Source organism: Bradyrhizobium sp. USDA 4532 (assembly GCF_024171315.1).
In the GTDB taxonomy this organism is placed as follows: domain Bacteria; phylum Pseudomonadota; class Alphaproteobacteria; order Rhizobiales; family Xanthobacteraceae; genus Bradyrhizobium; species Bradyrhizobium australafricanum.
This window is the reverse complement of record NZ_JALJZN010000001.1, coordinates 113,267-134,173: the sequence shown is the minus strand read 5'-3', so window position 1 is coordinate 134,173 and position 20,907 is coordinate 113,267. Positions and strand designations below refer to the sequence as shown.

Below are 20,907 nucleotides of genomic sequence, written 5' to 3'. Positions count from 1 at the left end.
GGCGACGCGGGATCCCCCTGCGCCGTAACGCCGGAGGGGCACAATGCTCGAGTTCTATTTTTCGTACCGCGGGGTGCTTAAACGCCTTCGTGACGGGGCGCTCGGCGCCGAGATGGATCGCATCGCGGGGCACTTTTTCTCGCTCGGTTACAAGCAAGCATCCGCTAAGCTTTATCTGAGCCGGATCGCGCGGTTCGGCCGTTTTGCTGCAGCACATTGCGGTTCACGGCCGATCGGCGAAGCTATCGTCGATAGCTATCTATGCACATTCACCACGGACTCACCACGGATTGCGGCAGTGTCTGCGATCCAACACGCGCGACGGGTGGCGCCCGAACGATTCATTGCTTCGACGCCCATTGTAGTCGATGATCCGGACGCTCCGCTTTTGCGCTCCTTTTCTCACTATCTGAGCAGGGTACGAGGCCTTGAGCCAAGGTCCCGCGATGGCGTTCTCTTGGGCGCACGGCGCTTTCTGGATTGGCTCCACCATCGCCATCCTGGCCAAGACCTCGAGGCGTTGACGGCAGAGCATGTCCTTGCCGCTGTCGAGTATCGGCTGTCGCTCTCGGCGACCTCCGGCACTCGCACGGCGGCGATCTCTCACATCCGAACGTTTCTCCGCTTTCTGCATTGGGGTGGTCACCACGAGCAGGATCTGGCTCCCATCGTTCCAAGAACGCCATATTGGCGACTGGCCCATTTACCGCCCCGGCTTTCGTGGGATGATGTTCGCCGCGCCATCGATGCGATCGGCAAGGTGACGCCGATCGACCTTCGCGATCGAGCTGTTCTGTTGTTGCTCGCCACCACAGGCATTCGCAACGGCGAGCTACGCGCTATTCAGCACCGGGATATCGACTGGCGAGCTGGTGAGTTTTTTGTCCGGCGCACCAAGGGCAAGCGTGACCGAGTGGCCCCGCTCATCGAGGAGACCGGCGCCGCGGTCGCCGACTATATCCTGCGGGCTAGACCGAAGGTCGATAGTAAGCATCTGTTCCTGTCCTTCACGCCGCCCGTGGGACCATTCAAGTACGCGTCGTCTGTTTCAAGGATCGTGCGGAGCGGTTGCAGCATGGTGGGATCGAGCTCGGTCGCGTCGGAGGCGCACATCTCCTGCGCCACAGTCTAGCCACCCAGCTCGTCGGGCGACGAAGGCCGATCAACGAGGTCGCCGATCTTCTAGGGCACCGAAGCATCAACACAACGGCGCTGTACGTGAAGGTCGCGGCCTCGCAGCTCGCTGAGGTCGCGCTCCCCTTTCCGGGAGGCGCCGCATGACTGCCTTCGCCGCATTCCTCGGCGACAAGGTCGAGCGCTACATCGAGCTGCGCCGCTCCCTCGGCTACGCCTTCAACAAGCAAGCCGGCACGCTGCGGGCTTTCGTTCGCTACGTCGAGCAATCTCAGCTGGGTGCGCCCGCCACCCGGACGATGGCGCTGGACTTCGTCCTATCGTTCGGTGGCGCCGCCGACAGCCGCGCGGTCCGTCACGGCGTGCTCCGCCGATTCTACGAGTACCTGGTCCTCTACGCCCCCCAGACCGAGGTCTTGGAGCGCAAAGCTTTCCCGCGGTCCAGGGCGATTCCGCCGCCGCGCATCCTAAGTGAGGCTGAGCTGACGTCGCTTATCGACGCATGCAGCTTCATTTCGCCAGGGAACCCTCTCAGGGGCCGTACGATGGCGACGCTAATCGGATTGTTGGCCAGCACGGGATTACGATCGGGCGAAGCGGTCAGCCTTGATCGCGGCGACGTCGATCTGACCAACGGGATCGTCCTCGTCCGTAAAACCAAGTTCCGTAAAGACCGCCTGATTCCTGTTCACCCAACGACCCAGGCAGCCCTTCGTCGATACGCCCGTGAGCGCGACACCGTGTTTCCCAGGCCCAAAGGCGAGGCCTTCTTCCTCAGCTCGCGAGGCTGCCGTCTGTCGGCGACCGGCCTGCAAAGCAACTTCGCTAAGGTCCGCAAGCTCGCGGGTCTTGACAATGGCAAGCCTCTGCGACCGCACGATCTCCGGCACCGGTTCGCGGTGACCAGGCTCAGGCTGTGGCACCAACAGCGCGCAGACGTCCAAGCGCTGCTGCCCTTACTCGCCACCTACCTCGGCCACGCCAACTATAGCGACACAGCCTACTACCTCACCGGCTCGTCGGATCTCCTCGCCATCGCGGCTGAGCGCGCCTTCCTCGACGGAGGCGCGGCATGAACGAACACCTCCTGCTGGCGCCGCTCCTGGAGTCGTACTTTCGTCGCCGGTTGACCAAGCAGCGCAACGCGACCTCCGCGACCTTAGCCAGCTATCGCGATGCCTTGCGCATGCTGATCCTCTTTGCCGCCGCCCATTTGGGGAAGAAGCCGGCGGCGCTGGCCCTTGAGGATCTCGATCGGGACCTTGTTCTCGCCTTTCTTGACGAGCTTGAGGAGAAGCGGAACAACTCCGTCGCAACGCGCAACGCCCGATTAGCCGCGATCCGATCCTTCTTCCATCACGTCGCTGCCGCCGATCCCGCCTCGTTCGGCGTCGCCCAACGGGTTCTGACGATCCCCACCAAACGGGCCCACATCGAGGTGACGCATCATCTCACCAACGCCGAGGTGGAGGCCATCATCGCAGCCCCTGATCAGACGACGCCCCGCGGCCGGCGCGACCGGGCCTTTCTGCTCTTCTTGGCGAGAACCGGCGCTCGCGTGTCCGAAGCGACTGGCGTCAACGCGAACGACCTTCAGTTGGAGCGAGGACGCCCGCAGGTGCTGCTTCATGGCAAAGGACGCCGAGATCGCGTCGTTCCCATTCCTAAGGATCTGGTGCGATCGCTGACGGACCTATTGAGCGAACGCGGTCTCGCCAATCATGAACCGCGGCCGATCTTCGTCGGGGTTCACAACGAGCGCCTGACGCGTTTCGGCGCGACACACATCGTGCGGCGTGCCGCCTCCCAGGCCGGGTCCACGAGGCCAAGCTTGGAGGGCAAGCCGATATCGCCGCACATCTTCCGGCATTCCCTCGCCATGAAGCTTCTCCGGTCAGGTGTGGACCTCCTGACGATCCAGGCTTGGCTTGGCCATGCTCAGGTCGCCACAACCCACCGATACGCCGTAAGCGTAGCTCTGAGGCCCATTTGATTGGCGCTTGACGTCTATTTTGAGCGCGTGGTGCGCCGGCGCGGCTTCCATATGTCGGACAACGCATTGACCGCGGCCTCAAGCGCCTTCCGGTCGACGACGTTGGGATCGAACTGCTCCGGGCCCCAGAGGCGCATATGTTCGTGCTCCGGATGGGTGGGGTCGCTGATGGCGTCGAGGTATTCAGCATAGCCTGGCGCACCGCCGACATCTTCCGGAGGACAACGGCCGGCGGCCTCGAGCAAGAACGGAAGTCCCTCCGTTGTCGTGTTGTCGAACCACTTTTCAAGCTTGATCACGTGATCCCAGCTGTCGCCGAAGTCGTAGAGATAATGGATCGTCTTCGCGCCGGTCTCCTGAACGATATTAGAGAGCCGCGTCTTGCGGGCATCGATGGGCTGAGGGCCAAAATCTCCATCGGGATCAGGTATACCCCAACGTCCTTCGCCGGCCAGGAACTCGAAGAGATGGCTGTTCGTCCAGCCAAACGCCGCCTGAAGCGTCAGATGCAGCTGATCAAGGCGCAGGGTGACGGGTACGACAAGGCGACGCATCACCTCCGGCTTCACATCCTTGAGGGTCACCTTGATCCGGACCGCGGTCGTGTTCAGGCTCATGCCGCCAGCCTCGGATCGTGTGTATGCATCGTATAGGTCGACGCCCAGGGAAGCAGTTCGTCCAGTCGCGCCGCAGGCCAACCATTGACGAGCTTGGCGAGAACGTCAGCGAGCCAGTGCTCGGCACTGACGCCATTGAGCTTACAGGTCTCAATGAGCGAAGCCAGCAATGCCCAATTCTCGGCACCTTCGTCGCAACCGGCAAAAAGGGAGTTCTTGGCATTGAGCTTGATTGGCCGCATCGCTCGCTCGACCGCATTGGTGTCCATCTCGATGCGCCCGTCATCAAGGTAGAACGTTAGGCCGTCCCAATGACGCAGCGCGTAACGCAGGGCCTTCGCCGTGTCGCTCTTCTGCGCAAGGTGAGCAAGCTTGGCCTCAAACCACTGCTTCAAGGCTGTAGCCAGAGGCCGGGCATGCGCTTGTCGCCCCGCGCGGCGCTCGTCCGCAGATCGGCCGCGGAGTGCCTTCTCGACCGCGTAAAGCAGGGCGATGCGCTCAAGGGCCTCGCGGGCAACCGGAGCTGGCGCCGGCGCAGCCTCCCGCTCGATCTTCACAAACTGGCGCCGCAGATGCGACCAGCAGAAGGCGAGCGTCCCGGACAGGGCGTCCGCACGCGTCTCTCGGGTCATGGTCTTGTAAGCCTGATAGCCGTCGCAGTGGATGATGCCGCGATAGCCCTCGAGCAGCCTCAAGCCATGAACGGCCCCACGGCCCGGTGCATAGGCGTAAACCACGCCAGGTGGATCAGGTCCGGCCCAGGGCCTGTCATCGCGTGACAGCGCCCAGAAGTAGCCGGTTTTGGTCCTGCCGCGCCCTGGATCCAGCACCGGCGCCGGGGTCTCATCGACATAGAGCTTCGAAGAGGCGAGCAGAAGCTGGCGCAGACGATGCCACAAGGGCTTCAATTCCTGGGCGGCGTAGCCGACCCAAAAGGCGAGCGTGGAACGGTCGATGGCGATACCGTGGGTCGCCAGCATCTGCGCCTGACGATAGAGCGGCAAATGCCAATGATACTTGGCGTCAATTACATGCGCGACGAGACGCTCGGTGGGCAGTCCCCCCTTGATCAATCGCTCGGGCGCAGCGTGCTGGAGGACGACGCCATGACAGGCGCGGCAGGCAAGCTTGGGCCGGCGGGTGACGATCACCCTGTATTGCACCGGAACGACGTCGAGCCTCTGGCTCTCATCGTGACCAATCTCAACGAGATCGCCTTTGCAGCACGGGCAGCAGGTTGCAGCCGGCATCAGCGTTTCGACAATGCGTGGCAAATGCTCCGGAAGCTGACCACGGTTGGCTCTGCGCTTGGCAGTTCTCTTCTCGCGGGCTCTGGGATTGGCGCGATCCTCAGCTGCTTCGAGAGTCGCGACGGCCTCTTCGATGTCCTCCAGAACAAGCTGTAGCTGATCAGCGTCCAGCTTTTCCGACGATCGACCGAACTGCGCATCCTTCGCAAGCTTGAGCAACCGCTCGAGCCTGGCGCAGCGATCCAGCAGAGCCGCGGCAAAGACACGCAGCTCGGCTGGATCGCTCGGCAGCTCATCAGGCAAATCACTCATTGGCCCAAGTCTGCCATGCTTCGCGCCCCGATGCAGCGAAGATTTTATGTCCTACGCAAGTGCTTTCGGCTGCGGGATTCGAGGCGCGTGCATCCGCGTCCAATCCATGCCGGCCAGAAGCGCGGACAGCTGGGCGGCATTCATCCGCATCACGCCGGCCACGATAGGAGGCCATTTGAAGCCGCTGCCATCGAGCCGCTTCCAATACATCACAAGGCCGCTGCCATCCCAGACGACAATCTTCACCCGATCGGCGCGCTTCGCACGGAACACCACCGCCACGCCCTTCATCGGGTCATGGCCCAGCGTCTCCTTCGCCAACAGCGCCAAGCCCTCCGCACCTTTTCTGAAGTCCACAGGTTGCGTCGCCACGTAAATCATGAGGCTCGCGGGCGGCGTCAGCATGAACGTGTCCGTCGAAGCGCCAAGAACACATCACTCAACACAGCAAGGCCAGGCGTCCCTCGCACCTCCACGCGTGCCCCCTGGAGTTCAACCGTCACAACGGCTGCTTCCGGCGACCCGGTGGGCTCTGCGGCCGCCGGTAGCGCCGATTCCGATACCACCGGCACGAACGACAGCGTGTCCGCCGAAGCCGGCAGCACCAACTGGCCCAAACGCGCCCGGCGCCGCCAGTCGTGCACCTGTTGGGGCCGGCACCCATGGCGACGCGCGACATCTGTGACAATCGCCCCCGGCTCAAGGCTTTCCGCGGCAATCTGTGCCTTCAAATCGTCCGGCCAGCGCTTTCGACCTGCGCCTGCGTACACTTCGATACGCGGTGACAACGGTCGTCTTATGTCGTCCGAATGGTCGTCCATTGTGAGCACCCTTGCAGAAGATGACTCTTCTAGCGGTCCTCTCAGGACTGAGTACAAAAATTCTCAAGGGCCTCAACGCCACGCTTACGATACGCCGCTGCGGATGTCGAGATGATGCGCCGGGGACTTGAGAAGGCGGGCGTCTCAGGCGACCGCAGCGCGCGCTTCCGGCCGAACGACACCATCCTGCAGCTGCTGGCCAACATCTGATTATTATGTGGCGGAGAAACCCTGAGTGGCCGGCCCGGGCTGGCGTTAGAGCGCCTCCGCCACATAATCTCGTCCGACACATAAGAGCGGGTCCTTGCGCAGCACCTCCTGCACCTGGAGTGCCAACGACGGAAAGCCTCGGCGCATGTCCGTGTAGCCTGTCGCGAGCCACACTCGCGCGCCCGTGGGAACTGGGATCATCGGCGGACCAAAGCATCGAGAAGTAAGCGCGAATTTCCCCGCACCTTTTGGTTTTGAGTGCTCTGATGCATGAGGTGTCCACTTAAATAGGTGGACACCTCATGATGAGCGACGATGGTCAGAAACTGCGTGTCAGGCTTGTTGGTCGGAACGGTCGCCGGCGCTTTGAGACGACATCGAAGGAGCGTCTTGTGGCGGCCTGCCTTGAGCCTGGCGTTTCGGTCTCGAGACTTGCACTCGAACATGGGGTCAACGCGAACCTGCTTCGGAAGTGGATCAAGAAGGACGCCGCGGCCAGGTCGGCGCCGTCGTCGTCACCCTCGGCGTTCATCCCGGTTCACCCTGAGGGGGCCGCCGAGCGGGGTTTGTCGCGGCAAGGCAGTGTGGAGGCGGTGGATTTGCCGGCGACCTGCGATGAAGTGGGTGGGTCGGAATCCAAGGGGTCTCCAGCTTTTTGTTCTCCGGCCAAGGTGAGCGCGTCGCTGCCGAATGGCGTGAAGCTCGCGCTGGAATGCGGGGATGTGGATGCATTGACGGCGATCATTGGAGCCCTGGGCCATGTTCAGACTGGGCGGTGACCTGCAGGTCTATCTGCACCGTGAGCCGATCGACTTCCGAGCTGGCATCAACAGCCTTGCGGTTCTGGTTCAGGAGACGATGGCGCTCGATCCGTTTGTGCCGGCGGTTTTTGCGTTCTGCAATCGCCGTTGCGACCGGATGAAGTTGCTGTTCTTCGACCGGTCCGGCTTTGTGCTGGTCCTGAAGCGGCTGACCGAGGACAAGTTCCGATGGCCGCGCCGCCAGGAGGCGGTCGTCCGGCTTACGACCGAGCAGTTGCACTGGATCCTCGACGGCATCGATATCGATGCGATGGTCCGTCATCCGGTGCGGCAATATCAGGTTGCCGGCTGAGCTCTTGAGTTGAGCGGTTGACGCGTCGGAACGGTTCAGATTCAAGAATCCGATGAATCGAACCGGCAATCCGAGTGTCGAGGTGCTGTTGGCGCGCATTGCCGCGCTGGAGGCGGAGAATCGTCAGCTCACGGAGCGCGTCGTCAAGCTGGAGGAAGAACTGGCGCTGGCACGCCTGCATCGTTTTGCGCCGCGCAGCGAAAAGCACGTCGACCGTCTCTTCAATGAAGCCGAGCAGGCCGCCGATGAGGATGACGCCGGCAGCGAAACGAACGATACCGCCGAACTTCCGGACACGGGTCTGCCATCGGTCGAAAGCACGACGGGAAAGAAGCGCGGCCGCAGGCCGCTGCCGGCAAACCTGCCGCGCGAGCGCGTCGAGTATGACCTGCCCGACGATCAGAAGGCGTGTCCTTGCTGCCGTGGCCAGATGCATCGCATGGGCGAGGCTGTCACCGAGCAACTTCATATCGAGGTGAAGGCGAAGGTTTTACAGAATGTGCGCTTCAAATATGCCTGCCGCCATTGCGATCGCACCGGGATCAACGCCCCTGTCGTGACCGCGCCGATGCCGACGCAGCCGTTGCCGGGCAGCGTTGCCACGGCCTCGACGCTGGCGTTCGCGCTGGTTCACAAATATGTCGACGGCACGCCGCTCTACCGCTTGGCGCAGGCCTTCGAACGCGCAGGCGTTCCTGTCAGCCGCGGCGCTTTGGGCCACTGGGTGATCGGCTCGAGCGAGAAGCATCTGCATCGCATTTATGACGCCCTGAAGCTGCGGCTCAGATCGCAGCCTCTCATCCATGGCGACGAGACGACGGTTCAGGTCCTCAAGGAGAAGGACAAAGCGGCCACCAGCACATCGTACATGTGGGCGTATCGCAGCGGCAAGGATAGTCACGAGCCGATCGTTCTTCTGGATTATCAGCCGGGCCGCGGCCAAATCCACCCGCAGGTCTTCCTCGGCGATTACCGTGGCATCGTGATGAGTGACGGCTATAGCGCATGGCGCACGCTGGAAGGGGCCACCCACATTGGATGCATGGCCCACTCCCGGCGGCGTTTTGTCGACGCCCTCAAAGCGAGAAAGAAGGGCGGCGGGCCGCCCGAGCAGGCGCTGCGGTTCTTCGAGCAGCTCTACCGGGTTGAAAGGCAGGCGCGGGACGAGAAACCGGACAGAGACGAAACGCCGGATCAATGCATCCGTCGCTTCCGCCAGCAACACAGCATTCCTGTCCTGAACGCCCTCAAGGAGTGGCTCGATCAAATCGCCCCGAAGGTCCTGCCGGACAGCAAGCTTGGCGACGCCGTATCTTACACCCGGAACCAATGGGACTATCTGACGCGTTACACCGAAGATGGCAGGATGCCGATCGACAACAATCTTCTGGAGCGCGACATCAGGGTTTTTGCCACCGGCCGAAAAAGCTGGCTGTTCAGCGACACCGTCGACGGAGCCAGGGCCAGCGCCGTCGTCTACAGCCTAATGCTGACCTGCCGCGCCTCACGTGTCGAGCCGTTAACATGGCTGCGCCATGTGCTCACCGAGTTGCCTCAGCGCGTGGACAACGCCGATATCGCTGACCTGTTGCCCTTCAACTTCCCCAAAGCGGCCACTGCCTGAACGGCTCAGCATCGCCCCGATACGAAGGCCATCCGTCAAATCGCGGCCGACAACGTGCGCGGAAAATCGCGCTTACATCGAGAACACGACGTAGCGCGTCTCCATCAACGTCGCCATCGACCCGGATGCGGTGCCCGGTACCAAGATCAATCTCGATGATGCCGTGGCTCTTGCGTCGACGCGTCGTCGTCGTCAACGGCGCTTCGGCCACCTCCCGCGGTGGCGCGGACGACCCAATCTCGACCGGAACAAACGGCGCTATGCTCGCTTCGCCGTGCCTGCAAAGCTCCTTGCGCCACCTGAACAGCTGATATGACTCACATGAAGCCCGGCCACGCGAGCCACCTCGGAAACATTGGCGCCGGGCTCCAGCGACGCTGCAACAAGCCGTTCCTTCTCATCTTGCGACCAGCGGCGCCGCCGCTCGACCGACGTGATCACCTCCGCCCTCGAAATCGTCATAGCGCTTCTCCTAGGATTACCCCTAGGACCTGCAGCGATCGCGTTCGTCAAACAAGGCGGCCCTCAACGGAGGGATACGAAACGCCATACCGCCGCGCGGTTGCTGCGATCTGGCGCGGCGCCTGTAAGCTCTCCAGGACGATCTTGAGCTTCTCATCCTCCGACCAGCGCCGCCGCCGGCCCGTATCCACCACCTCAAGCCGTTCGACTTGGGCACCGCTTCTGGAATGTCCAATGACGTCGAGCGCCCGTCTCGACGGCGTAGGTGTATCATCAGTCATACGCCCATGCCTTCAATTTCCGGCAATGGATCGCTTTATCTACGAGGGTTGACCCGTGCCCACTTTTGAACCAAATGGACCACTACAATGCCACGCGCAATGCGCCGCCAAACCATCCGACTCGCCCTTGGACAAGTTCAATGTCTACAAAAGCGGCACCTCGACGCTTCCAAGAGGACGGCACTTTGACCGCTAAATAAATAGTCTCGCCAGGACAATGAACAAAAGGAATATGAGTCCTTGGATTGTCGTATTGCATTGCAGCTCCATCCTTTCCATAAAGACGATAGCCCAGTGCCACTGCGGCCCCCTGACTAGCAACGCTCGACCAGACCTTGCTCGACATATTAGTAACTGTAACGACAATCTTCAAATTTAGCCCGCCCTCTGACGAATACGGCCCCTCGATCAATTCAAGTCGATGAGATCGATCAGCCTCGGTCAGAGGCTCGCCCATCGAGATTAGGCCTAGGCTAGTCAATGACGAGAATGGTTTCTTCGTGCGTGGCTCATAAATCCTGTACCAGTTCTCTCCGAGTACGACATTTTCGAGTTGGCTGGCACTTTCAGACCAAGTCGGCCATGCCGAATGCGCTGGGACTGTTGTCCGCTTGGCACCTGTACCCAACAACTCCTTTACGGCTTCGGCGAGTTCGATTGAGTTGCGCAGCTGAAAGAAGTGAGTCTCAACTGCACCAGCGCTGATCTCCCGGAAGACTGGAATGTCACTCGCTATGACACGTTTACCGAAATGCGCCGCTTCGACGATCGGCAACCCAAAGCCCTCAGCGAATGAGGCAGCTATAAGAGCATCGCAGTCGCCATAAAGTCTGCTGAGTTCGGCGTCGTTCACCGATTCATGCCAAACGAGCCGCCTACCAAACTCGGGGTGATGCTTGATGCGCTCCACCAGATGGTCTATGCCCCAACCGGCCTTGCCAACAATAGTGAGGCTGACGTCTACATCTTCGGCCCATAACTTATCAAAGGCATCTAGGGCGACCCGATGACCCTTCCGCGGCTCTAATGTACCAACCATTAGCAAACGCGGGCAATTCGGCAATGGTTGGGGTCTCGGTGATGACGCCCCTGCTAAATCCACAAAATCTGCTCCAAGCTGCCAATAGCCGATTTTCATCGATCGAGGGTAATCGATAGCCTTGAGCAGCATTAGCAATTCATCGGCGACTGCACGGGAGATACAAACGAAGCCCGTGGACCAGGTGAGCGCCGATTTAAACCACTCAACAAAAACTGACGGTACGGCCGGGTTGCACATTGCCGGCATTTTCAGGGGGACCAGATCGTAGAGGCAGGAAATCACTTCCCCTCCTCTAAGACGGCAAGCTCGCCAATCTTTCCAATGCAATTGATGAAATTCCCATGAGCTATCCAGCATAAGCAATATATCGCCCGCAATGGCCAAGGGTCTTTGCTGTACCTTAAACGGCGGATCCAGGGTACGGCCGTCAACCGCAAACCAACCCAAGCTATCGTCGCGAGAGATGAACATCTGCTCAATGGCGGTATCCGGAGCACGATCGGCCAACGCAGCGCAAATTTTTTTCACCACACGCTGAATTCCCGATTTATGGTCAATGCGAACCGTGGAGGTTGCATCAATTAGCAGCCGTCGTCGCTGTAACGAGGTCGGCTCGGACAAAGCCAAGCTACGAGCGGCAACCTCGCGGTCGACCTCACTATCAGTCAAAATTTGCGCGATCCGTTTCCGCGAGCCGGCGATATCAAGTTGCACGCTCTGCTGTGCCAGCATCCCAATCTGCTCGACGGCAAGTGCGGCGCTACGCGTCCACGTGAATTGCGCAGCCTGCTTGCGTAACTGCTTCAACAATGTCTCTGCAAGGCAGGTGTCGTCACGCAGCAATCGAACGAGCAGACCCGCCAATTCCTCAGGTTCCGCCGGATCAAATAGCAACTTGTCTGCGCCAACAACCTCCGGTAATGCGCCTGCCCGCGCGGCCACGACAAGCGTCCCGCAATAGATTGCCTCTAACGCCGTTAGACCGAACCCTTCCATGAATGACGGCTGAATCAACACCCGAGCCTGCTTGTAAAGTGAAACCAGTTGCTCGTCCGAAATGTGAGCGAGGTGCACAAGGCGATTGCGATCGAGACCGAGTTTTTTCCAAGACTCGACCAGCTCACTCAGAAGCAGCACAGGCGCGTCGCCAGCGACGACCAGCTTAAGACCGTTTCTGGGCCACAATCGGTCAATGTGGCCGAATGCCCGAACTATGGCCCCAACATTTTTCCGCCAATCAAGCGCGCCAACGTAAAGAACGAACGCACCAAGACCAAAATGATCGACTGACGCGGACTTCGCGATCTCGCCAAAATTACGCGCAACGCCAGCGGCGATATTCACCGCGTCCAGATCAGGATGGATGGATTGGAGCTCCCTCTTCGAAAACTCCGAAATACAGAAACTGGCAGCAAATCCGGAATACGCATTCAGGCGCCGGTGATAGTAGGTGTTTAATAGCGAATGGGTGAGGTACCTCTTTTTGTAGCGAAACGGAATAGCGTCATAGAAGATCGAAGCTATCGGACTGACGCAACCTCGCTCTGGTAGCAGAGGTACAGCAAAATCTCCCACGCCTTCAAAAGGGCTAGCTGACAACGCGACATCGGGCGCTACAGAGTTCACATGGTGGGCGATCGCCAGTTCGCTCAAATGCCGCTCGGGCGTATAGCCCTCTATCGCCTCACCACCTGTTACCGCACCATGCCATACACGTAGATTTGCCGGATCAATTATCTCACGTACAGCCTCTCGAGCAAGCAACGCCTCATTTGGCATCGATGCGTTGAAAGACATCAGCAATTCAATCTCTGGGTGATTCTCCGCAATGGCGCGAACCAGTTCAGTTACATAGCGGCCAATGCCGCGCAGACGGCTAGACGTTTGCAGACATTGTCCATCAATCCAAAGGCGCATCCGCCTCCCCATCAACTGCGCGGAAGCCGCAACAGAACACGCCATTCGTTCAGGATTTCACGATCCGGTTCAAGCGTCCACGCGTCGAGGTCTCCGGATGATGTCCTTGAAAATGACTGAAGGCGCCGCTCCAGTGACGGAACCAGACGAACAAGAGATCTCGCAAAGGCACCGGCACGCGGCCTGCCATGTAGCCAAGTGATCGCGCGTCGCAACCCGTATCTCGCCAAAGTCCTCAGCCGAGCCACGATGAAGCCCGCGGCCCGCTTGGTACCTCGGACCAGGGTCGTGCCCATCGACGAGATCGAGCCTCGAATCATTACCGGACCACGATTGCTTGTTGTTTCGTCCTCGAGGCGCGTTCGGCCAACGATGATCGCTCGGCCATACGAAGGCCCTCAGTTCCTGCAAGAAGATTATGCCGCATTAGCAGGCTCTACGTGTTAGTCCGCGCCAGGGATTTCGGCTAATGCCCTGGATTTAGAAGGTGGATCTGCGGGCCAGCGCCAGTATTCCGCGCCCAACTGCTTGAGGGCTCCCCGCAAAATTGTATCGTCAAAGTTCTGAGCATGCATGGACAAGTAAGCAGATCAAGGGGTTCCAAACAGCGAAGTCTCCGCCTTGTTGCGCGACACTTTTGGTAGAATCATGTCCCTGTCTTCCGGACAGAAGCTTGCGATGATCAAACCATCGCCACTATATGATTCGTCAATGGTATGCTGGCACAGAATAGTTCCACCTTGCCTGACAATCTCAGCCATGCAATCGGCGTGAACGCTGGCTGATCCGCTGATTGACGCATGATGCGTGGAGACGACGACAAAGCGTACCTTTGTTTGCATGTTCGTACCAGACATCGAGCGAAGAAGGCCAAGCTCCGCACCTTGCGCGTCGACATGCAGGATTTCGATGACCCGATCGTTCACTAGATTAGCAATTGCTGCCATATCGTAGCATGGCAGCTTGACCAGCTGACCTATGCTTTCAGCCACCGCCTCATGAGACGAAGACGCCAGCTCTCCAACCCAGCCCTGGACAAAACGCACTCGGTTAGTGAACCCGTTGAGCGCAGCATTCTTCCGACCAACGTCTAAATTGTTGGGGTCCGGCTCGACGCAAATAGCCTCGGAACCAGGGACCGCCTTCAAATACCAAAGTGAGTAGTATGCCCAAAAGGCACCTAGCTCTACGAACAATGATCCGGGTCGACAATGTGAAAGCAGGGCATGGAAGCCCAACTCCTCCTGTGGCTCATGGTGTCCCTTGAGAGCTGCGATGATGTCCGCCATCCATGCACCATAGTACCCTCCCGCGACGACCATCAAACCATTGTGCATAATTTGCACGCGTTCGCCGTCATGGAGTTCGATGCATCCCGCATTCGGGACCTTCTCGACCACGTCGCAGTCGCGGCAGGAGATTGTCATCGCGACTCGATCAAACACCGGGCTCCGGCGGCTGCGATCGATATGGAATTTAGCGTTGAGAGCAGTGGTTCCCACGAAGAAAGGGCGATCGCCAATTACAACATCAAATACGAGAGCGTTGTCCGACCAGTCATAGTTAGCTTCAAGATGGGTGTGAGAGTTTGTCAGCGCGGGCGAAATGGAATAGGAGCCTGGCCCGAAAATGCATTCAAAGGTCATCTCATAGATAATCGTCTCTCCAACCTTCACATCTTCTATCACCTGCTTCGTATGCCAGGTGTTGGTACCCCACAGCACGTGGCCGGTTCGATCGCGTAGCATCACGCCTAGCACGAGCCTGGTTAGAATAACGCCGGCACGTGCTGCAATCCGAAGGGTCAGCTCTTGGCCTACCGTGGCCGTTGCCACCGGGAGTCCTGTCTTCGCGTCGAGCAGTTCGATCGTCTCAACTTGGGCCTCTAGCGTTCCGGAGCGGGTACGTAGCCACCCATCTTTGCTGCGCCGCTGCTCGACCCTAACCCTTGCGCGTTCCTTGGCGGCGATCATGGCATTGTAATAGTCGACAACCTCGTCGGGTGGACCGTCCTTTAGTACATGCCCTTTGTCTAACAAGATGACGCGATCGCAGAGCGCCTTGACATCGCCTAAAGAGTGAGTAACCAAAATAATGGATGTCCCACTTTCCTTAAACGAGCGGATACGATCGAAGCTTTTATGCTGAAAGTAACTATCACCGACTGAGAGCACTTCGTCGACGATCAGAATTGCTGGCCGTTCAGCGCTGACAAGTGAGAATGCCAATCTGGCTTGCATTCCGCTCGAATAGACCCGGAATGGTTGGTCGAAAAATTCTCCAATCTCGGCAAAATCCTCAATATCGACCATCAATTCATCGAGGCGAGCGCGAGAGATCCCCATGAGGCCTCCCGCGTGATAGACGTTTTCACGGCCGGTGAAATCCGGATTGAACCCGAGACCCAGTTCGAGGATCGCACCAACTCGACCACCGAGACGCACTGTCCCGTGCGTCGCCCGAACGGTGCCGGTGATTAATTTGAGAAGGGTGCTTTTGCCTGCCCCGTTCTGACCAATGATTGCGATTGCTTCACCCGCATCAAGAGAAAACGAGATATCTTTTGCTGACCAAAACTCCTCGACAGGGGTAAACGGAGCGCCGAACCAGCTTGCAAACCGTTGAAGATTATTCGCATAACTCGCATAGCGTTTTGCGAGATTGGTAACGGTAAGAATGGTCAAAGAACGTCCACCAATTCAGGGCTTGCGCGCCGAAAGAACAGGATAGCAACAGCGACAGTCGCCAAAGCTAACATCGACGGATAGATCAAAGTTTCTACGGGTGTCCAACGATCCAACAGCAGCGCGTCCTGATAAAGTGCCACCAGCGGCGCCATCGGATTAATCATCAAGATATCTTGAAATCGCGACGGCACCACCTCCTTTGGATAAACGATTGGTGTGATCCAGAACCAAAGCTGCAAGATTATCGAAACGACCTGCGCAACGTCGCGCATAAATACGTTCATGACCCCGAGAATGACGCCAAGCCCGAATGCCAAGGCCGTTATTAAAAAAAGTCCAAGCGGCAAAAGAATAAGCGTCTTTCCTGGAACGTGGCCGAAGAAAGCAAAGACCACGAATATTGCCGCCAATAGAAGACCATGATTGATCAAGGCTGTCCCGCCAAGTATGATCGGAAGGCACAAACGCGGAAAGGCTATTTTCTTCATGACCGGCGCTTGATCGATGAATACTGTCATGCTGCGTGTAAGAATTTCAGAAAACAACCCCCACGCTGCCATGCCGGATAACAAGTAGATCGGAAATGCTCCGGGAACGTCCGTCCTTGGCAGCCGAGCTTGCAAAACTTCGGCTAGCACCACCGAGAAGATCAAAGCCTGCGCTAAAGGGTGGAGAACGAACCAAAGGCCTCCAAGACTGGAACGCGCGAAACGTCCCTTGAACTCGCCGCGGATCGACGAGAGTATAAAATACCGGTAGGCCCACAAATTACGAAACATAGCTAGTTACTTGTATGGCGATTGCATCATGTTGCCCGCGCGGTCGCCGGCCCGACCCGCGGGCATAATGCGGCCAAGTGCCCCGCTCCGGGGAGCCGTCTTAAACACCAGATTCCGCTTTGTCCAGAGTGGGCCTGACCAAACTGAAAGGCGAAATCCATTCGCAACGGTAAGCCGCGTTCGTCTTCCAAACGTTGGAGATCGAAGATCGTAGACGCGAATGGCCTAGCCGTTATTTCCGACCTATCATTGAGAACGACGATCGTAGAGCCCAATCCATAAAGTCTCAAAATCGCGACGAGATTTCGACAGAACAAACGTCCGCCAACAAGAACCGTCTAGATCGGCTGCCGGTCTCGTCCAGCACCCCTGCTGCGAACGTCCTTTTGATGGGCAAAGGGACCCCGAACGAAGGTTTCAAGGGAACAACGCCTTACGCAAGATTCAGATCGCACTCCCGTGTTCGAACTAAGGCCGTGGTTTTAAGCGTTAGCCTCTGAGTAGGCTTCTCTTACGATCGTAGCGCTTTGATGCCAGCAGAATTTCCGCGCGCGCGCAATACGAGCATCGCGCTTGTCGAAGATACGCGACAAGTCCCCCATTAACTCCTGCAGCATTATTCGCCAAGCCGTGACGTCAGTCGCCGGCGCACGTAAAGTAGCTACACCATCTGTGATCGATTCCATCGAGGTGTTGAGGCTGTGGGCGACCTGCGTGCCGCAAGCAAGCGCTTCCACCACCGGCATTCCGAACCCTTCGTAAATCGAAGGTAACACTAGGGCAATTGCGCCCTCGTATAGACTCCGGAGTTGAACGTCTGAAACAGCGCCGAGAAAGCGCAGTGTACCGTCACTCTTGAGCGATACGGCTTCGCGCGGCAGGTCGAGGTCGCCCCAGCCTGCATTGCCAACCACTACCAGGGGCGCACGATCGCGCTCCGCCGGTGCAAGTTGTGCGTAGGCTGCAATCAACGTTTTCAGGTTTTTTCGTGGCTCCAACGTGCCGACGGTAAGTAGATAGCTGTGGAGTGACAAATCGAATTTCTTGATATCAGCACGCGTGGCGCAATCACCCAACGGTTGAAAAATGCGACTAGCAGCTGGCGGAGCAACGAAGATCTTGCCTGGTGAAGTACCAAAGACACCTACGATCTCGGATTTACTGAATTCTGAAATTGTATGGACCAATGGGGCGCGCGCAATGACAGCTGGCAGTCGCTCGAGATCCCTCAAGCGCTGGCGCGGATGTGTTTCTGGGTAGCGCACAAATGACAAATCGTACACCACCGGTAGCGTCGGCACAGCGAGCTCACCGACGGGAAGGTATTTAAAGGCGTGAAATAGATCCAGCGCTGAGGGTTGGCGTCTCGTCCTAAACGTCAGGGACCGGAGATGGCGATAGCCGGAACGCACTGCGTCAATGCGAGCCAACCGCGTCCGCATTGCGTTTTTCATTTGCCAAAGCCGTTGCCCTGCTGTTTCCGCATTTAATCCTTGCTCAGGCAAACATTTGCTTTGGAACCGCTCAATACTGTCCAGATCGGCAGGGCCAATCTCCTCCCAATTCAACCCGCCAAAGCCGAAGAAGCGGAGTTCCGCATAATCCAGCATCAACGCCCTGAGCAGATGAAAACAGTAGTTTCCGACACCTGTCATGCCGGAATAAAGCAAATCGCTGTCAAATCCGACGCTTAGCGTCGCTTCCGGCGTCTTCATTTGATAGTCGTTAAGATCCGTTGGAACATCGAAAGACGGTGACATCTGTGGACGGGCGGAACCTGATGATTGCGGAAGATTAGCTTGCTACACGATTTGGAGCCTACCGGACCATTGGATGTAGACCCTTCGGGTACAAACTATATTGCGGTGCAAGCAAATTGGCCCTGCCGCGCCAGAAACTACCACACGACTCGCATCCCACTAGAACGGACGCCGTAGCTTTGCGCCAGACTGCCGATTTGACAGGCACTGTATAGGAGAATTTGAGAACTGTCTCACCGTTTGATCTAGCGGCCAGATATGCGGACAGCTTACCAATTGCGACAGCGGCGCTGAGCCGGCCCGTAGACGGGGCAACCTTCTTGTGGCACGACGTCACGGTAGGGCAACCACTATTCGTCGGATAGAGCACCGGACGAAGCAGCGAGGTCATTGGGTATTCCGCAAGTCAAAAATGGAAATGGATTATTCTGTCGAATGTTGCTACCGGGATACGAACCTACCTATTTTCGTTTGTGAAAGTGACCATCGGCTTTTGGTTCGACGGCGGCAACCAATGCCGAAATCCGCGCCCAATGACGGAAAGGTAAGCTGGTTAAGTCATCTCAAGGCGATACTATTCGCGACGGCGACCTACCATCGTGAGACCGATCATGGTTAAAAAGAGGCGCACTTTATTTTGAGAGGGGGCAGTACGATGCAATCGAGACGAGCACTAATTACAGGCGTGACAGGGCAGGATGGGGCCTATCTTTCAAAGTTTTTACTTGAAAAGGGCTACGAGGTCCATGGGTTGCTACGACGGAGCGCCTCCGCAGACGTCATTGATGCGCGGCTCAAGTGGCTCGGCGTCGCCGGAAAAATCGCCCTGCATGACGGTAACCTAACCGATTTATCCGGTCTAATTCGGATAATGCAAGATATTCAGCCCGACGAGGTGTACAATCTAGCTGCGCAGTCGTTCGTCAAATCATCATGGCAACAGCCACTTCTGACAGGGACAGTAACGGGACTCGGCGCAGTCCATATGCTGGAGGCGGTTCGAACTGCCTGCCCCAATGCGCGTTTCTATCAAGCATCGTCCTCGGAGATGTTTGGGTTGATCCAAGAACCACGACAGTCCGAAGCAACACCGTTTTATCCGCGGTCGCCCTATGCCGCTGCAAAACTTTACGCACACTGGATGACTGTCAACTATCGCGAGAGCTTCGGCTTGTACGCTGCAAGCGGAATTCTCTTCAATCACGAATCGCCGCTGCGCGGTATCGAATTTGTCACCCGAAAGATCACAGATGGCGTTGCGCGGATCAAGCTCGGTCACGAAAAAACGTTATCGCTGGGTAACCTTGACGCAAAACGCGACTGGGGTCATGCGCGCGACTATGTCCAGGCGATGTGGCTGATGTTGCAACAAGATAGGCCCGAAGATTACGTCGTGGCGACTGGTCGCACCGTATCGGTTCGGGACTTCTGTAAGTTAGCGTTCGAGCATGTTGGCTTGAATATGGAAGATCACGTCGTTACGGACTCGCGCTTTATGCGACCTGCTGAAGTAGAGGTACTGCTTGGCAACGCCAATAAAGCGCGGGACAAACTCGGCTGGGTACCTGAAACGCGTCTCGAAGATTTGGTTATCGAAATGGTGGAAGCCGATCTCGCGCGCCTTAAGCATCATGAGCATCTGTAATGCCGCGAATAACATGACCGTGCGGGTTTTGATGACTGGGGCCGACGGCTTTGTCGGCCCGCATCTCGGGAAAGCGCTGCGCTGCATATGCGGGACTGGGACGGAGATCATCGCAACCTCTAGGGTTGGCGGCATGCACCCCCTGTTCGGAAAAATGGATGCACTCGATGTCACCGACGCCGCCGCCGTTCGGGCGGCCATTGCTCGTGATGATCCCAGCCACATCGTTCATCTTGCGGCGGTAGCCGCCATCGGTGCGGCTTCCGCCGATCCCGAGACAGCTTGGGCCGTACATGTAGGCGGCGCACGCAACCTCGCGCGTGCGATGCTTGACCTTGCACCACACTCCTGGCTGCTTAATGTCGGGTCAGGCCTGATCTATGGTGATACGGCCAACTCGGACCAGCCGCTCAACGAAAAGGCGCTACCGGCTCCAGTCGACGATTATGGTGTGACCAAAGCAGCAGCCGATCTTGCCCTTGGGGCGCTCGTTCGGCGTGGGCTAAGAGTGCTTCGGCTGCGGCCATTCAATCATACGGGCCCCGGTCAAACCGAGGCGTTTGCGATCCCGGCATTCGCGATGCAGATCGCAAGGATTGAAGCTGGGTTGGCGAAGCCTGTATTGCGCGTTGGCAATCTTGACGCCGAACGCGACTTTCTTGATGTACGCGACGTTGCGTCCGCCTATGCATTGGCCGTCCATCGTACCGCCGACCTACAATCGGGCCTCATTTTGAATATCGCCTCTGGCATTCCTTGCCGCATTGGCGACATGCTGCAAACCCTTCTGACGCTCAGTCGAGTCGCGATTACGATCGAGCACGATCCGGCGAGAATACGCGCAAGCGACCTGCCGCGCGTCATAGGTGATGCAACCCGTGCCCGCGAACTGCTCGGATGGAGCCCGAAGTATAGTATTCATGACACGCTTGGTGTGGTGCTTGACAGTTGCAGGTCTCAGGTCGCGCGCGAGATAAGCGGAGAGGCGATTGCCCCCGAAGAAAGCACCTTTTTCGACAAGTAGTGGCCCTGTTGGATGGCTACCTTATGTGCATCCACGTGTTTCCGGGCGATCAGGGAAGAAGTAAATCCCGCATGCTCGTGGCGAATGAACTTGCGAACAAGATGGCGCGCCATCTGGACGATGCTGATGAAGAAGGACTATCGGCCTCGGTATAAGGATCAGTCCGGGTCCAAGTCTGAACCAACACGTCGGTAATATTTTCGTCGGAGCCACTCGATTCGACTAGCCCATTGAGT

The 20,907-nt window shown here is 58.1% G+C and carries 19 protein-coding genes and 1 pseudogene; 9 read left to right on the top strand and 11 right to left on the bottom strand.

The window, feature by feature from the left end:
- The first annotated feature begins 43 nt into the window (after positions 1–43).
- Genes J2R76_RS00585 through J2R76_RS00570 form a run of 4 tightly spaced genes read left to right on the top strand, consistent with a single transcriptional unit; the run spans position 44 to position 3,127 of the window.
- Positions 44–1,132: a tyrosine-type recombinase/integrase gene (locus J2R76_RS00585; protein WP_253623588.1), complete on the top strand. Its 1,089-nt coding sequence runs from the start codon at positions 44–46 to the stop codon at positions 1,130–1,132.
- The gene (locus tag J2R76_RS00580; RefSeq protein ID WP_253623587.1) at positions 1,069–1,281 is read left to right on the top strand and encodes a tyrosine-type recombinase/integrase; all 213 of its coding nucleotides are present in this window, start codon (positions 1,069–1,071) and stop codon (positions 1,279–1,281) included. The genes J2R76_RS00585 and J2R76_RS00580 overlap by 64 nt, the downstream gene beginning before the upstream one ends.
- Complete coding sequence (locus tag J2R76_RS00575) at positions 1,278–2,210, top strand: tyrosine-type recombinase/integrase (protein ID WP_253610414.1); 933 nt, start codon at positions 1,278–1,280, stop codon at positions 2,208–2,210. Before J2R76_RS00580 ends, J2R76_RS00575 begins: the two co-directional genes overlap by 4 nt.
- Positions 2,207–3,127, top strand: coding sequence for a tyrosine-type recombinase/integrase (locus tag J2R76_RS00570; protein ID WP_253623586.1), 921 nt, complete (start codon positions 2,207–2,209; stop codon positions 3,125–3,127). Before J2R76_RS00575 ends, J2R76_RS00570 begins: the two co-directional genes overlap by 4 nt.
- Before the next feature lie 14 nt (positions 3,128–3,141).
- On the opposite strand, the gene J2R76_RS00565 is transcribed toward J2R76_RS00570, so the two are convergent.
- The 5 genes from J2R76_RS00565 to tnpB (J2R76_RS00545) form a co-directional block, all read right to left on the bottom strand.
- Entirely contained in the window at positions 3,142–3,744 is a 603-nt protein-coding gene (locus J2R76_RS00565; RefSeq protein WP_253623585.1) for a plasmid pRiA4b ORF-3 family protein, read from the bottom strand.
- Entirely contained in the window at positions 3,741–5,306 is a 1,566-nt protein-coding gene (locus J2R76_RS00560; RefSeq protein WP_253623584.1) for an IS66 family transposase, read from the bottom strand. The genes J2R76_RS00565 and J2R76_RS00560 overlap by 4 nt, the downstream gene beginning before the upstream one ends.
- Before the next feature lie 51 nt (positions 5,307–5,357).
- Positions 5,358–5,711, bottom strand: a complete 354-nt coding sequence (tnpB, locus tag J2R76_RS00555; RefSeq protein ID WP_011931031.1) for an IS66 family insertion sequence element accessory protein TnpB — start codon at positions 5,709–5,711, stop codon at positions 5,358–5,360.
- Positions 5,705–6,127 carry a transposase gene (locus J2R76_RS00550; protein ID WP_247280258.1) on the bottom strand — a complete coding sequence of 141 codons (423 nt, stop codon included), beginning with the start codon at positions 6,125–6,127 and terminating at the stop codon, positions 5,705–5,707. Before J2R76_RS00550 ends, tnpB (J2R76_RS00555) begins: the two co-directional genes overlap by 7 nt.
- 255 nt (positions 6,128–6,382) lie before the next feature.
- Positions 6,383–6,538 (bottom strand): IS66 family insertion sequence element accessory protein TnpB, encoded by a 156-nt coding sequence (gene tnpB / locus J2R76_RS00545; protein ID WP_256520261.1) that lies wholly within the window; start codon positions 6,536–6,538, stop codon positions 6,383–6,385.
- Positions 6,539–6,642: 104 nt separating this feature from the next.
- Here tnpB (J2R76_RS00545) and J2R76_RS00540 point away from each other — a divergent pair, with 104 nt between their 5' ends.
- From J2R76_RS00540 to J2R76_RS00530, 3 genes are read left to right on the top strand one after another with little or no spacing between them, the layout of a single operon-like run.
- A complete protein-coding gene (locus tag J2R76_RS00540; RefSeq protein ID WP_253625971.1) occupies positions 6,643–7,116 on the top strand; it encodes a transposase in 474 nt (157 codons plus the stop codon).
- Positions 7,097–7,450, top strand: coding sequence for an IS66 family insertion sequence element accessory protein TnpB (tnpB, locus tag J2R76_RS00535; protein WP_076834308.1), 354 nt, complete (start codon positions 7,097–7,099; stop codon positions 7,448–7,450). The genes J2R76_RS00540 and tnpB (J2R76_RS00535) overlap by 20 nt, the downstream gene beginning before the upstream one ends.
- A 52-nt stretch (positions 7,451–7,502) precedes the next feature.
- Positions 7,503–9,074 (top strand): IS66 family transposase, encoded by a 1,572-nt coding sequence (locus tag J2R76_RS00530; protein ID WP_141343446.1) that lies wholly within the window; start codon positions 7,503–7,505, stop codon positions 9,072–9,074.
- Between the two features lie 258 nt (positions 9,075–9,332).
- Here J2R76_RS00530 and J2R76_RS00525 read toward each other — a convergent pair whose 3' ends face one another.
- The 6 genes and pseudogenes from J2R76_RS00525 to J2R76_RS00500 all read right to left on the bottom strand — a co-directional run bounded on the left by J2R76_RS00525 (position 9,333) and on the right by J2R76_RS00500 (position 17,957).
- Positions 9,333–9,536 (bottom strand): transposase, encoded by a 204-nt coding sequence (locus tag J2R76_RS00525; RefSeq protein WP_253623583.1) that lies wholly within the window; start codon positions 9,534–9,536, stop codon positions 9,333–9,335.
- A gap of 77 nt (positions 9,537–9,613) precedes the next feature.
- Positions 9,614–9,817: pseudogene (locus J2R76_RS00520) on the bottom strand (transposase); the annotation flags it as partial.
- An 82-nt stretch (positions 9,818–9,899) separates the two neighbouring features.
- A complete protein-coding gene (locus tag J2R76_RS00515) occupies positions 9,900–12,776 on the bottom strand; it encodes a glycosyltransferase family 1 protein (protein ID WP_253623582.1) in 2,877 nt (958 codons plus the stop codon).
- 590 nt (positions 12,777–13,366) lie between these two features.
- On the bottom strand, positions 13,367–15,460 hold the full coding sequence (locus J2R76_RS00510; protein WP_253623581.1) for a Wzt carbohydrate-binding domain-containing protein: 2,094 nt from the start codon (positions 15,458–15,460) through the stop codon (positions 13,367–13,369).
- On the bottom strand, positions 15,457–16,242 hold the full coding sequence (locus J2R76_RS00505; protein ID WP_253623580.1) for an ABC transporter permease: 786 nt from the start codon (positions 16,240–16,242) through the stop codon (positions 15,457–15,459). The genes J2R76_RS00510 and J2R76_RS00505 overlap by 4 nt, the downstream gene beginning before the upstream one ends.
- A gap of 482 nt (positions 16,243–16,724) precedes the next feature.
- Positions 16,725–17,957 carry a glycosyltransferase family 1 protein gene (locus J2R76_RS00500; protein WP_253623579.1) on the bottom strand — a complete coding sequence of 411 codons (1,233 nt, stop codon included), beginning with the start codon at positions 17,955–17,957 and terminating at the stop codon, positions 16,725–16,727.
- A 700-nt stretch (positions 17,958–18,657) separates the two neighbouring features.
- On the opposite strand from J2R76_RS00500, the gene gmd reads away from it, so the two are divergent.
- Both gmd and J2R76_RS00490 read left to right on the top strand, forming a co-directional pair.
- Positions 18,658–19,647, top strand: coding sequence for a GDP-mannose 4,6-dehydratase (gene gmd / locus J2R76_RS00495; RefSeq protein ID WP_253623578.1), 990 nt, complete (start codon positions 18,658–18,660; stop codon positions 19,645–19,647).
- Positions 19,634–20,671: an NAD-dependent epimerase/dehydratase family protein gene (locus J2R76_RS00490; protein ID WP_253623577.1), complete on the top strand. Its 1,038-nt coding sequence runs from the start codon at positions 19,634–19,636 to the stop codon at positions 20,669–20,671. Before gmd ends, J2R76_RS00490 begins: the two co-directional genes overlap by 14 nt.
- Positions 20,672–20,907: the final 236 nt, after the last annotated feature.

What these genes read in the sequence shown, in the direction of transcription:
- J2R76_RS00585 (WP_253623588.1), top strand. Translation starts at nt 44, where the DNA reads ATGCTCGAGTTCTATTTTTCGTACCGCGGGGTGCTTAAACGCCTTCGT.
- J2R76_RS00575 (WP_253610414.1), top strand. Translation starts at nt 1,278, where the DNA reads ATGACTGCCTTCGCCGCATTCCTCGGCGACAAGGTCGAGCGCTACATC.
- J2R76_RS00570 (WP_253623586.1), top strand. Translation starts at nt 2,207, where the DNA reads ATGAACGAACACCTCCTGCTGGCGCCGCTCCTGGAGTCGTACTTTCGT.
- J2R76_RS00565 (WP_253623585.1), bottom strand. Translation starts at nt 3,744, where the DNA reads ATGAGCCTGAACACGACCGCGGTCCGGATCAAGGTGACCCTCAAGGAT.
- J2R76_RS00560 (WP_253623584.1), bottom strand. Translation starts at nt 5,306, where the DNA reads ATGAGTGATTTGCCTGATGAGCTGCCGAGCGATCCAGCCGAGCTGCGT.
- tnpB (WP_011931031.1), bottom strand. Translation starts at nt 5,711, where the DNA reads ATGCTGACGCCGCCCGCGAGCCTCATGATTTACGTGGCGACGCAACCT.
- J2R76_RS00550 (WP_247280258.1), bottom strand. Translation starts at nt 6,127, where the DNA reads ATGGACGACCATTCGGACGACATAAGACGACCGTTGTCACCGCGTATC.
- tnpB (WP_256520261.1), bottom strand. Translation starts at nt 6,538, where the DNA reads ATGATCCCAGTTCCCACGGGCGCGCGAGTGTGGCTCGCGACAGGCTAC.
- J2R76_RS00540 (WP_253625971.1), top strand. Translation starts at nt 6,643, where the DNA reads ATGAGCGACGATGGTCAGAAACTGCGTGTCAGGCTTGTTGGTCGGAAC.
- tnpB (WP_076834308.1), top strand. Translation starts at nt 7,097, where the DNA reads ATGTTCAGACTGGGCGGTGACCTGCAGGTCTATCTGCACCGTGAGCCG.
- J2R76_RS00530 (WP_141343446.1), top strand. Translation starts at nt 7,503, where the DNA reads ATGAATCGAACCGGCAATCCGAGTGTCGAGGTGCTGTTGGCGCGCATT.
- J2R76_RS00525 (WP_253623583.1), bottom strand. Translation starts at nt 9,536, where the DNA reads ATGACGATTTCGAGGGCGGAGGTGATCACGTCGGTCGAGCGGCGGCGC.
- J2R76_RS00515 (WP_253623582.1), bottom strand. Translation starts at nt 12,776, where the DNA reads ATGCGCCTTTGGATTGATGGACAATGTCTGCAAACGTCTAGCCGTCTG.
- J2R76_RS00505 (WP_253623580.1), bottom strand. Translation starts at nt 16,242, where the DNA reads ATGTTTCGTAATTTGTGGGCCTACCGGTATTTTATACTCTCGTCGATC.
- J2R76_RS00500 (WP_253623579.1), bottom strand. Translation starts at nt 17,957, where the DNA reads ATGAAGACGCCGGAAGCGACGCTAAGCGTCGGATTTGACAGCGATTTG.
- gmd (WP_253623578.1), top strand. Translation starts at nt 18,658, where the DNA reads ATGCAATCGAGACGAGCACTAATTACAGGCGTGACAGGGCAGGATGGG.
- J2R76_RS00490 (WP_253623577.1), top strand. Translation starts at nt 19,634, where the DNA reads ATGAGCATCTGTAATGCCGCGAATAACATGACCGTGCGGGTTTTGATG.